Genomic DNA, 11,894 nt, shown 5'->3' with positions numbered 1-11,894 from the left:
CGAATACCCTACCCGCGCATGAGCTGGCGGTAGATATCCAACATCTCCGCCGGGGTCCTTTCGCCGCCAATTTCATCCAGCGAAGCCAGCGATTCCGCGCACAGCCCCCGGATCTCCCCGATACCCAACTCCTCATGCCCGAGCGAGGCGAAGATACTCTCGGCGATGTGCGCGGTCTCCGCACCCGCGCAGCAGGTCAGGGCGAACACCAGGGACCAAAAGGCGTCCCTCTCCACGCGCCCGGTCTCCACCGGCAGCGCCTCGATCCGCTCCCCCGCACCGACATCCAGGGCCTGCAGCAGCGGGGCGAAGTCGTGGCCGCGCGCCCGCGCCATGAACTCGCGCACCTCGGCGCGCAGCCCCGGCACTTCGACCTCCCCCATCAGCCGGGCGTTGACTGCGCCGATGTCGAAGGAATGGGACCCGAACGAACCGGAGCCCGCCACGCACACGGACGGCGGCGTGGACTCGTCGCGCGGGTACACGTTGGCCAACTGCATTTCAAAGGACCACAAGCCGTGGGAAAAGTGGGTGGAATCGCCGGGGGACTTTAGGACGTCGCAAAGCAAACGCCCCTGCGGCGCATCCGCACCCACATCCTCGACGCCGAAGACCTCCCCCACGATCTCGCAGCAATCCGCGATGGTCGCGTCCTCGTCGATGCCCACCCACCGGTACACAACCTCATCCGACACCAGGCCGACGCGCACAAGCAGCGTCGCACCAGCCCGGCGCTCGGTGAGGCGGATCACCGGCGCGAGGTGGTCTGAGCGGTAGAGGGTGCTGGACATGGCGCCCAATATAGGCTTTCTTTCCATGAGGAAGCATTACAAAGGTGACGACCCCAACGCGATCCACGAGGCAGCACAGCGTATCGACGCCCCGTTGTCCGACTTCATGGTCCGCCTCATGGCAGAGGAACTGCCCTTCGTGGACTCCAAAGGCCGCACCCGGATCTACGAGATCCTGCGCGAGCACAAGGCAGCCGGCAAACCTGTGATTTCCAGTCAGGAGGAGCTGCCCGCGGAGATTCGCGCGATTATGGACCTTTAGTATGACTATGGTTGAGGGCATGGAACTGACAACCCAATCCCTTTACGGATGGGGCCGCACCGCCCCCTCAACCGCGCAGGTCCTCTCCACCGCCGACGTTGACACCATCGCTCAGGCTGTCAAGCAGGTGGCAGACGAAAACTCCGAGCTTCCAGAACACAGGCGCCGCGGCATCATCGCCCGCGGCATGGGCCGTTCCTACGGCGACCCGGCCCAAAACGGCGGCGGCCTCGTCGTCGACATGACCCCGCTGAACCGCATCCACTCCATCGACCCGGACACCGGCATCGTCGACGTGGACGCCGGCGTCACCCTCGACCAGCTGATGAAGGCCGCGCTGCCCTACGGCCTGTGGGTCCCGGTGCTGCCCGGCACCCGCCAGGTGACCATCGGCGGCGCCATCGGCCCGGACATCCACGGCAAGAACCACCACTCCGCAGGCTCCTTCGGCGACCACGTGCTCTCCATGGAGCTTCTCGTCGCGGACGGCCGCGTGCTGCACCTGGAGCCGACCGGCGAGACAGCCGAGCTGTTCTGGGCCACCGTCGGCGGCATGGGCCTGACCGGCATCATCCTGCGCGCCCGCATCCAGATGACGTTCACGGAAACCGCCTACTTCATCGCGGACACCGACCGCACCGACACGCTCGACGAGACGATCGCGGCCCACTCCGACGGCTCCGAGGTGAACTACACCTACTCGTCGGCCTGGTTCGACGCGATCTCCGCGCCGCCGAAGACCGGCCGCTCCACCATCTCCCGCGGTTCCTTGGCCACCCTGGACCAGCTCAAGGAGTACGCGCCGAAGCTGGCCAAGGACCCGCTGAAGTTCAAGGCCCCGCAGCTGATGACGGTGCCGGACATCTTCCCGTCCTGGACCATGAACAAGCTGTCGCTGATGGCCATCGGCGAGGCGTACTACCTGATGGGTTCGCCTTCCCGCAACGACGTGAAAAACCTCACGCAGTTCTACCAGCCGCTGGATCTCATCGGCGAGTGGAACCGTGGCTACGGCAAGGCCGGCTTCCTGCAGTACCAGTTCGTCGTACCCACCGACGCCGTGGAGCCGTTCAAGGACATCATCTACGACATCCAGTCTTCCGGCCACTACACCGCCCTGAACGTGTTCAAGCTGTTCGGCGAGGGTAACCAGGCGCCGCTGTCTTACCCGATGAAGGGCTGGAACGTGTGCGTGGACTTCCCCATCCGCCCGGGCCTGAACGAGTTCCTGGACCGCCTGGACGACCAGGTCATGCAGTTCGGCGGCCGCCTCTACCTGGCCAAAGAGTCCCGCACCTCCGCCGAGAAGTTCCACGCCATGTACCCGGGGATGGCCGGCTGGCTGAAGACCCGCCGCGAGATCGACCCGACCGGCGTGTTCGCGTCCGACATGTCCCGCCGACTTGAGCTGAACTAAGGAGAACCGACCATGTTGAATGCAGTAGGCCAAGCCCAGCACATCCTGCTCCTCGGCGGCACCAGCGAGATCGGCCTCGCCATCGTCGCCGAGCTCGCCTCCCGCGGCGGCAACCCCACCGTCACCCTGTGTGCGCGCAAGGACTCCCCGCGTATCGACGGCGCGATCTCGGCCGTCCAGCGCGCCGGCGCAGGCCACGTGCGTCTCGTGGACTTCGACGCGCTCGATTTCGCCTCCCACCCGGCCGTCATCGACGCCGCGTTTGCAGACGGCGACGTCGACGTTGCCGTGGTCGCCTTTGGCACCCTCGGTGACCAGGAGCAGCTCTGGCAGGACCAGGCGGCGGCAGTCGCGTCCGCGCAGACCAACTTCACCGCCCCGATGTCCGTCGGCGTCCTGCTGGGCCAGCACATGAAGCGCCAGGGCCACGGCACGATCATCGCCCTGTCCTCCGTGGCGGGCCAGCGCGTGCGCCGCTCCAACTTCGTCTACGGCGCCTCCAAGGCGGGCATCGACGGGTTCTACCTGCAGCTCGGCGAGGCCCTGAAGGACGACGGCGTGACCGTCACCGTGGTTCGCCCCGGCCAGGTGCGCACCAAGATGACCGACGGCCTCGACGAGGCCCCGCTCACCGTGAACAAGGAAGACGTCGCCGAGGCCGCCGTCGACGCCGCCCTGGCCGGCAAACCCTCCGTGTTTGTGCACAAGCTCTTCGGCCCGATCTCTCTGGTGCTGAAGGCCATCCCGGCGCCGATCATGAGCAAGCTGAACTTCTAGTACTGCGCGCATAATTCAGCCGCGACCCGTCCCCGCTGACGGATCGCGGCTGAATTTGTCAGACCGGCCCTATATCCCCAGGACCCTGACTTTTCTGTCTGAAAGTATCAGGACCACCTAGTCCTTGGCGCGGCCCATGCCGAGCAGCACCTGCTCGCGAAGCCGACCGGTCCCCACCACCGCCAGGACACAGCCAACCAGCGCGACCGCAACAAGCCCGCCGAACAGGGCCACCTTGTCCAGCACGTTGACGTGGATCATGACCATGATGGTGCCCATCAGGCTGCCCATGCCGAATCCCAGCAGGGCCACCACCAGCATTGGAACCCCAACCTCGCGCACGGCCACCTTGGTGTGGAACGCGGCCGGCGCGCCAATGAAGTAGAGCGATTTGGTCAGTTGCTTCTGCTCCACCACGGCCAGTGCCTGAGTGAGCAGGGTGGATGACACCAGCAAGACCGCCGCGAAGACGGCGGTGATAGCCACACCGGGGGGAGTATCACCCGTGATCATCTTCAGGACGGGCTCTTCCTCGACTTCCGGTACTGCGGAGATCCAGGCGCCAATACCGCCAATGAACGCCACGAAGTACAGGGCGGTCACTCGCTTCCAGGTGGTTCTCGCGCCTCGGCCGACCCGACGCGTGGCAACGTAGTTTGCGGCCCCGGGGACCCGGTAGCTCAGGCGTGCGAGGAGTTGGATCACGCCGACGGCGATCAGTGCGTTGACGTTGAGAATGCCGCCGGCTACGACCAGCACCACCACGAACTCCAACGCGTCTGCCTGCGGAGCGATGCTCAGCGAGCTTAGGTAGCGGTACAGCACCACCGCACCAACCAGTGAGAGCACCAGCGTGATCATGTTCTGTCCCTTTGGTGGGATTTTCTTGGTGACGCCGAGTGGGGTGACGGAGACTCGTCGCAAAGCAAGCCACACTGAGCACGCAGCCAACACCAGCACGACGATCCAGGCGATGGGGATGACCCACCAGGTGAGCATTTCCCAGGTGTCGACGCGCTTTTCCTGGAACGTCAGCAAACTCCACGCCGGGCACGTAACTATGTACAGCACCGAGCCCAGCACCAACCCGACAAGCGCCTGGCGCAGCGATTCCAGGATCATCATCCCGCGTACCTCGCCGGCGGTCGCGCCGATGAGGCGAAGCACCGCCAGGTGCTCCTCGCGCCCGCCCAGGTTCGCGCGCGCGGCCTGGGTGAGCAGACCCAACAGGCTCGGCACGAGCAGCACGCACGCGAATAGCGCGAGGAAGATATACGTGATGGAGATCGGCCCGCCCAGGTCTTTCGAGACTTCCACGAGCGCCTCGTGCGGGTGTCTGTCGCGCGCCACGAACATCCAGGTGCCGCCCATAAGGGTGCACATCATCCAGCTCGCCACCGTCACCGCAACCAGCGACAGCGCACGAACCCAGCGCTCGCCGATCTGCCGCTGCGAGCGCCCTTCGCTTGTCTGCGACACCGCCGACCGCATCAACGTCACCGAACTCATAGCGCCACCTCCGAGTGGATCAGGCCGTCGCGGATTTCAACGCGGCGGCTGCACCAGTCGGCGATCTTCGGGTCGTGCGTGACCACCACGAGTGCTACACCGAACTTCTGGCACACGGCCACGATTTGCTGCATAACTTCGTGGCCGGTGGCCTGGTCCAACGCCGCCGTCGGCTCGTCAGCGAATACCACAGACGGCGGCCCGGCCAAAGCACGCGCGATGGCTACGCGCTGCCCCTGCCCGCCGGAGAGCTGCCCCGGGTACCGGTCCACATAGGCACCCAGACCCAGACGTGTGAGCATGTCCACCGCATCCTTGTGCGCTTGAGATCGCGACACCCCGCGCATGATCTGCGGCAGCGCGACGTTTTCGGTGGCGGTCAGCTCCGGCAGCAACTGGCCGTCTTGGAAGATGAAGCCGAAGTGCTCCAGGCGCAGGCGCGAGCGTTCGGCGTCGCTTATTGCGGCTACATCGCGGCCGTCGAACAGCACCTCGCCCTGGTCGGGAACGAGCACGCCGGACATGCAGTGCAGCAGCGTCGATTTACCAGAGCCCGAAGGCCCCATGATGGCCACGGATTCGCCGTCGCCCACCGTCAGACTGATGCCTTCGAGGACCCGCTGCTGGGGGAATGACTTAGTGATGTCTCTGAGTTCAAGCATGGTTTCCATTTCACAGGTGGTCGTCGCTAAGCACTATGGCCCTGACTCCCGAATATGGGTAGTGCTAGCTCTACCCCGCTACGCTTTCGGACATGCGGCGAAGAATAAACCACGAACAGCGGGCAGCGGCAAAAATTCACCAGCTCACCGCATCGCGGCGCAAGATTGCGGAGGCCTACGAGGTGGAACGCCTGCGCATCGAGCGCGACCTGCACGACGGCGCGCAGCAGCATTTCGTGGCCGCGGCGATGAAGCTGGGCGAGGCCAGGCTGGATGTCGATTCGCCGCTTCTCGACGACGCCGCCCGCGACCTCCACAACGGCCTCGACGCACTCAGGAGAACCGTGCGCGGCATCCACCCTCGCGAGCTATCGGACCACGGGCTCATCGCCGCGATCGAGACGGCCGCCGCGCAGTACGGCCCGCACGTCACGGTCCGCGCGCCGCACGAGCTGCCGCGTATCGACGGCTCCGTCACCGCCGCCGCCTACTTCTTCACCGCCGAAGCACTCACCAACGCCGCGAAGCATGCACCCCAAAAACCTGTCAGCGTGCTCGTGACTTGTGACCACACTCTGAACATCTCGGTGACCGACCAGGGCGGCGGCAACGCGCACATCACCTCCGGCGGCGGGCTCGACGGCATGCAGGAACGGATCGCGGCGTTCGGCGGGACGATGGAGGTGACCTCGCCCGACGGTGGGCCGACCACCGTCACCGCCCGTATTCCGTTGCTGTTGTTCCGGGGAGAAAGTGGGATTGCGCCATGAGGATTGTCATCGCGGACGACTCCGCACTGCTGCGGGAAGGCGTCGCCGGCCTGCTCACCCGGCGCGGCCACGAGGTTGTGGCGCAGGTGGACAGTGCGGATCGGGTACAGGGAGTCGTCGATACGCATGTGCCCGACCTGGTGATCACAGACGTGCGGATGCCACCGAACATGCGTGACGACGGCCTCCAAGCCGCGCTGGCGCTACGCAAGCAGGGCCCGGTTAACGTGCTGGTGCTCTCGCAGTACGTTGCGCCCGCCTACGCGCGGGAACTGTTCTCCGGTGGCGACGGCGGCACCGGTTACCTGCTCAAGGATCGTGTCGCCGAAGTGAAAGACTTCATCCAGGCGTGCGAAACCGTGGCGTCCGGCGGGGTGGTCATCGACCCGGACGTGGCGAGCGCGCTCATGGCCGCGAGCTCGCGCTGGCTAACCACGCTCACGCCGCGCGAGACGGAAGTACTCGAACACATGGCGGAGGGCCTGTCCAACGCGCAGATCTCCGAGCAGCTCTACCTCTCCGGCGCTGCGGTGGCGAAGCACGTCTCCAGCATCTTCTCCAAACTGGGGCTCACCCCCGACGAGGACAACCGTCGAGTACGCGCGATCCTGATGTACCTGGCAGAACGTGGAGTTGGATAGCGTATGCGAAACTGTTACGTATGACTACCGCTTACCACCCCGACGAGCTGTCGGTCGGGCAAACCGCTGCCCGGACTGTCGCGGCCGGGCTCGCCGGCGGCGTGATCGCCCTGGCCGCCTGGTTCGTGCTGCACAAGATCTCGCTGCCGGCGTTTAACACGTCGATGGTGACCAGGTCTTTGGCCACCGCCGCGTCCTTCGTCTGCATCGGCGTCGGCGTCGTTTTGGCCGTGCTGTGGACCAAGGGCAAGAAACCCTGGATCTCCTCGGCCATGATGTCGTTGGTGCCGGCGGGGCTGGTGGTGTCGTCTATCGGCATCCCGCTGGGCGCGACCCGCCTCTACCTGGACGGCATCCAGGTGGACCAGGGCTTCCGCACCCAGTTCCTGTCGCGCATGACGGAAAACCTCGGCCACGCGGACATGGCGTACAAGGACCTACCCACCTTCTACCCCATGGGGTGGTTCTGGCTGGGCGGGCGCACCGCCAACGTGCTGGGTATGGAGGGCTGGGAGGTGTACCAGCCGTTCGCGATCGCGACGCTGGCGGCGGCCGCGGCGATGCTCACCCCGGTGTGGCGCCGGCTCACCGGCTCGCTGCCCACTGCCCTCGCCATCGCTACCGTGACCACGGCTGTCGTGCTCACGGAGGTGCCGGAGGAGCCCTACGCGGCGGTGGTGGCCATGTTCGTGCCGGCCGCGGCCGTGTTGTCGTACCGGGCGGTGAACGGCTCCTGGGCATCCACCATTGCGCTGGCCATCTACCTGGGCATTTCCGCCAGCTTCTACACGCTGTTCACTGCGATTGCGGCGCTGACCATAGTTGTCCTAGCGGTCGTCTACACCTTCACCAAGCGCTCGGTCCAACCGCTGGTGCACCTGCTGGTCACCGGCCTGGGGTCAATGGCCATCGCCGCGGTTTCCTGGGGCCCGTACGTCTGGCGGGTCATCACCGGCGACGAGCCGCTGGAGTCCACCGCGAACCACTTCCTGCCCATCGAGGGCACGTACTTCCCGCTGCCGTTCCTGTCGTTCTCGCTGATCGGGCTTTTGTCCATGATCGGGTTGATCTACCTGATTTACAGGATCAAGGAGCCTGAGTTGGCGGCCCTTGGTGCGTCGATAGGCGTGTGCTACCTGTGGGCGCTGGCCTCGATGGCGGTCACCCTGCTGGGCACCTCCCTTTTGGGCTTCCGCCTCGAGGTGCTGATTGTGGCGCTGTTTGCCACCCTCGGCGTGATTGCGATCTCCGAGTTCGGGCTGAACAAGTACACCACCGCCGTCGCCGCGGTCCTCGCGGTGGGCGCGCTGCAGATGGTGCAGAACATCCCGGTGGAAAACGAGGACTACATCGACCAGGCCTACGCCGACACTGACGGCAACGGCGAGCGCGCGGACCGCTTCCCGCCGGACGCGGGCCGCTACTACCAGGAGATGGCCGACTTCATCGAAGAGCACGGCCACATGAAGAACGACGCGGTGATCTACACCGACGAGATCAACTTCATGGCCTTCCAGCCCTTCTACGCGTTTAACGCTTACACCAGCCACTACGCCAACCCGCTGGGCGAGTTCGAGCACCGCAACGACGAGCTGAAGCAGTGGGCGGAGCTCTCCTACGAGGATCCGGAGAAGTTCACCGAGGCGGTGGACAATTCGCAGTGGGAGCCGCCGGTCGCGTTCGTGTTCCGTGACAACGGCAAGGACGGGCTGAAGACCCACATCGCGCACGACATTTACCCGAGCCAGCCGAACGTGCGCTACGAGGGCTTGTTCTTCAACCCGGAGGCCTTCGAGCAGGACTGGGACCTCGAGCAGTTCGGCCCGTTCGCTGTGGCGGTGAGGAAGTAAGGTGTCCGCTGTGAAAAGAGTCCAGACCACCGCGACTGTCGCGGGTTTGATCGCGTTTGTCCTGCTGTTGCTCGTGCCGTTCCTGCCGGTCAAGCAGACGGAATCGTCCGTGGCGTGGCCGCAGAACGGCTCGGTGGCGTCCGTGAACGCGCCGCTGATTTCGCTCGCGCCGCAGCAGCTCGATGTCACCGTGCCGCTTTCGGCTATCGACGAGCTCCGCGAGGACCAGTCGTTGCTCCTTGGCACGCTGCCTGAGGGTTCCCCGAAGGCCAGCGACCGCGGCTTCTTTGTCACTTCCCCCGACGGCGGCCTGGTGGTCAGCTCCCTGAACGAGGTGCTGCTGCAGCTCACCCCGGCGCAGGTGAAGAAGCTGCCCGACGATGCGAAGCTCGAGGCCCACCTCGCGCACGACTTAACCACCGTGGAGATCCCTGGCACTGATTACGCCGAGGAGGACGACGAGGAGGATTACCGCCCGCAGCTCACCGGCATCTACACCGAGCTCAAGGATGAGCAAAAGCTTATCGACGCAGGCCTGTCCGCCCACGTCGACATCAACTCGCGATTCACCTCGAAGCCGACGCTGATCAAGACGCTGGCGATGGTGCTCGGCCTGATCAGCGCCCTGATCTCCCTGGCCGCGCTGCGCAAGCTAGATAAGCCCGCCCCGCGCCTGCGCCGCCAGGGGCTGAAGCCTCTCGACGGCCTGGTGGCCGCCGTCCTCGGCTTCTGGCACATCTTCGGCGCTAACACCTCCGACGACGGCTTCCTGCTCACCATGGCGCGCGTGGCCGCCAACACGGACTACATGGCCAACTACTACCGCTGGTACGGCGTGCCGGAGGCCCCGTTCGGCTCCCCGTTCTACGACCTGCTGGCGTTGATGTCGCAGGTCACCACGGCGTCGACGTGGATGCGCCTGCCGGCGCTGTTTGCGGGGCTGGGCACGTGGTGGCTGCTCTCCCGCGAGATCCTGCCGAAGCTCGGCCCCGAGATTGCAAACAGGCGCGTCGCCCACTGGACCGCGGCGCTGGTGTTTTTGACGTTCTGGCTGCCGTACAACAACGGCACCCGCCCGGAGCCGATCATCGCGTTCGGCCTGATGGCCACCTGGGCGCTGTTCGAGCGCGCCATGGAGACCGACCGCTTGGTCCCCGCCGCGTGGGGCACCGTCGTGGCGGCGCTGACCCTGGCGTGCGGCCCGACCGGCCTCGCCGCTGTGGGCGTGTTCCTGATTTCTTTGCCCTGGGTGTTGGGGACCATTGGGCGTCGAGAGGCAAAGCTCGCTTCGATCGCGCCGTTCATGGGCGCCGGCATGGCTGTGATGGTGCCGGTGTTCAAGGACCAGACGCTGGCGACTGTGCTGGAGGCGACCGCGGTGCGCTCCGAGGTGGGCCCCGCGATGCACTGGTTCGAGGAGTGGAGCCGCTACTCCGTGCTGTTCGAGCAGACGGTGGACGGTTCGCTGGCGCGCCGCTTCCCCATGTTCGTGCTGCTGATGTGCATCGGCCTGACCCTGTGGTGGTTCGCCCGCGGCGGCGAAAGGACCAAGACCGCGCAGCGCATGATGCTGATCATCGGTTTTTCCACCTTCTTCCTCATGTTCACGCCGACGAAGTGGACGCACCACTTCGGCATCTACGCCGGCCTTGGCGCGGCGATCGCGGCCTACGGCTCGGTGGTGCTTTCGCGCATCGCATTGCAGTCGAAGCGCAACCGCTCCTTTGCCACGGCCGCGGTGCTGTTCCTGCTGGCCCTCACGCTGGCGGGCTGGAACGGCTGGTGGTACGTGTCCTCCTACGCGGTGCCGTGGTGGGACCGCACCCCGCAGCTGAAGGCCGTGGAGTTCAACACCGTCGTCCTGGCCATCGCACTCGTGGTGTTTGTGGTGGGCGTGGTGCAGTCCATGCGCCCGCCGAAGCCTGTCGACGCCTCCCGCTGGGCCGGCGTCATGTCCGCCCCTATCGCCGTGGCGGCGGCGCTGATTGTGGCGCTGTCCTGCCTGACGTTTGTGAAGTCCTTCATCTCCCAGGCGCCGGACTACTCCGTGGGCATGGGCAACGTGCGCACGTTTGCGGGCGAGCGCTGCGCCCAGGGCGCGGACGTGCTGCTGGAGGAGGACACCAACGACGCATTCCTTTCGCCTATCGACGGCGTCCCGCTCGGCCGCTCCTTAGATTCCGGCGACAACCACGGGTTCCACCCGGACGGCGTGCCCGCCTTTATCGCCAGCGAAAACGCCGACACGTCGGACTCGAGCAACCAGCAAGTGCAGTCCGACGACACCGCCGACGTGGACCCGGGCTCCGACGAGGCGCAGTCCACCTCCCGCGTGAACACGCAGGGCAACCGCCCGCGCTCCATGCGCGGCGTGAACGGCTCGACGGTGCGCCTGCCGTTCGGCCTGGACTACACCCGTGTGCCGGTGCTGGGCACGTTCGAGGACGAGCCGACGCAGTCCGCCGAGCTGGAGACCTCCTGGTTCGACCTGCCTGAGGTTTCCGAGGAGCGTCCGCTGCTGGTGGCGTCCGTGGCCGGCCGCATCAAGCACCACGACATCAACGGCATCGAGCAGGAAGGCAACGAGCTGGAGCTGCAGTACGGCCGAAAAACCGATGGCGGCGTACAGAAGCTCGGTGCTGTGGAGATGCTGGACCAGGGCCCGACCCCGCAGTGGCGCAACCTGCGCTATCCCATCGCTGACCTGCCCGAGGACGCCGACGTCGTGCGCCTGGTGGCCAAGGACACCTCCCTGGCTGAGAAGGACTGGGTGGCGGTGACCCCGCTGCGCAACCCGAAGCTGGTGGAGCTGAACACCATGTTCGACTCCGAGACCCCGGGTCTTTTGGACTGGACCGTGGCGTTCCAGTACCCCTGCCAGCGCCCCTTCTACCACCACGCCGGCGTGGACGAGATCCCGGAGTACCGCATCATGCCGGATGCCCCGGGCAAGGCGAAGCTGTCCGGCTTCATGGACTTCCTCGGCGGTGGCTCGCTCGCCCCGGTGGAGGCCGTGAACACCTCCTACGAGGTGCCGGGCTACCTCAAGGGCGACTGGCAGCGCGACTGGGGCTCTGTAGCCAAGTACGAGCGCCGCACCAACTCCGAAGGCGAGGCACCGGCGCTGGCGCAGGTGGACATCGCTGAGAACACTAGGTGGGGCCTGTACACTCCTGGTCCGATGAAGGTGCGCGACCCGGAGGAATAAAAGGTAC

Annotated in this window: 10 protein-coding genes; 7 read left to right on the top strand and 3 right to left on the bottom strand. The window is 65.8% G+C overall.

Translation table 11 applies throughout. The features are described 5' to 3' along the window. Nucleotides 1-8 precede the first annotated feature (8 nt). A complete protein-coding gene (locus H0193_RS09080; RefSeq protein WP_181889506.1) occupies nt 9-791 on the bottom strand; it encodes a hypothetical protein in 783 nt (260 codons plus the stop codon). A gap of 25 nt (nt 792-816) precedes the next feature. Here H0193_RS09080 and H0193_RS09075 point away from each other — a divergent pair, with 25 nt between their 5' ends. The 3 genes from H0193_RS09075 to H0193_RS09065 are packed head-to-tail and all read left to right on the top strand — an operon-like array spanning nt 817 to nt 3,247. Continuing rightward, a complete protein-coding gene (locus H0193_RS09075) occupies nt 817-1,053 on the top strand; it encodes a hypothetical protein (RefSeq protein WP_181889505.1) in 237 nt (78 codons plus the stop codon). Nucleotides 1,054-1,072: 19 nt separating this feature from the next. Next, nucleotides 1,073-2,470, top strand: a complete 1,398-nt coding sequence (locus H0193_RS09070; RefSeq protein ID WP_181889504.1) for a decaprenylphosphoryl-beta-D-ribose oxidase — start codon at nt 1,073-1,075, stop codon at nt 2,468-2,470. Between the two features lie 12 nt (nt 2,471-2,482). Beyond that, nucleotides 2,483-3,247, top strand: coding sequence for a decaprenylphospho-beta-D-erythro-pentofuranosid-2-ulose 2-reductase (locus tag H0193_RS09065; protein WP_181889503.1), 765 nt, complete (start codon nt 2,483-2,485; stop codon nt 3,245-3,247). Nucleotides 3,248-3,364: 117 nt separating this feature from the next. Here the strand turns inward: H0193_RS09065 and H0193_RS09060 are convergent, their stop codons facing one another. Together H0193_RS09060 and H0193_RS09055 are read right to left on the bottom strand one after the other, a co-directional pair. Further along, entirely contained in the window at nt 3,365-4,756 is a 1,392-nt protein-coding gene (locus H0193_RS09060; protein ID WP_181889502.1) for an FtsX-like permease family protein, read from the bottom strand. Next, nucleotides 4,753-5,427: an ABC transporter ATP-binding protein gene (locus H0193_RS09055; protein ID WP_181889501.1), complete on the bottom strand. Its 675-nt coding sequence runs from the start codon at nt 5,425-5,427 to the stop codon at nt 4,753-4,755. The genes H0193_RS09060 and H0193_RS09055 overlap by 4 nt, the downstream gene beginning before the upstream one ends. An 83-nt stretch (nt 5,428-5,510) precedes the next feature. Between H0193_RS09055 and H0193_RS09050 the strand changes: the two genes are divergently transcribed. From H0193_RS09050 to H0193_RS09035, 4 genes are read left to right on the top strand one after another with little or no spacing between them, the layout of a single operon-like run. Further along, nucleotides 5,511-6,188, top strand: a complete 678-nt coding sequence (locus tag H0193_RS09050) for a sensor histidine kinase (RefSeq protein ID WP_181889500.1) — start codon at nt 5,511-5,513, stop codon at nt 6,186-6,188. Next, on the top strand, nt 6,185-6,829 hold the full coding sequence (locus H0193_RS09045) for a response regulator transcription factor (protein WP_181889499.1): 645 nt from the start codon (nt 6,185-6,187) through the stop codon (nt 6,827-6,829). Before H0193_RS09050 ends, H0193_RS09045 begins: the two co-directional genes overlap by 4 nt. 20 nt (nt 6,830-6,849) lie before the next feature. After that, nucleotides 6,850-8,679 carry an arabinofuranosyltransferase gene (locus tag H0193_RS09040; protein ID WP_181889498.1) on the top strand — a complete coding sequence of 610 codons (1,830 nt, stop codon included), beginning with the start codon at nt 6,850-6,852 and terminating at the stop codon, nt 8,677-8,679. Between the two features lie 10 nt (nt 8,680-8,689). Beyond that, a complete protein-coding gene (locus H0193_RS09035; RefSeq protein ID WP_338026636.1) occupies nt 8,690-11,887 on the top strand; it encodes an arabinosyltransferase domain-containing protein in 3,198 nt (1,065 codons plus the stop codon). Nucleotides 11,888-11,894: the final 7 nt, after the last annotated feature.

This window comes from Corynebacterium haematomassiliense (assembly GCF_013978595.1).
Classification (GTDB): domain Bacteria; phylum Actinomycetota; class Actinomycetes; order Mycobacteriales; family Mycobacteriaceae; genus Corynebacterium; species Corynebacterium lehmanniae.
This window is presented reverse-complemented; position numbering and strand designations above follow the sequence as displayed.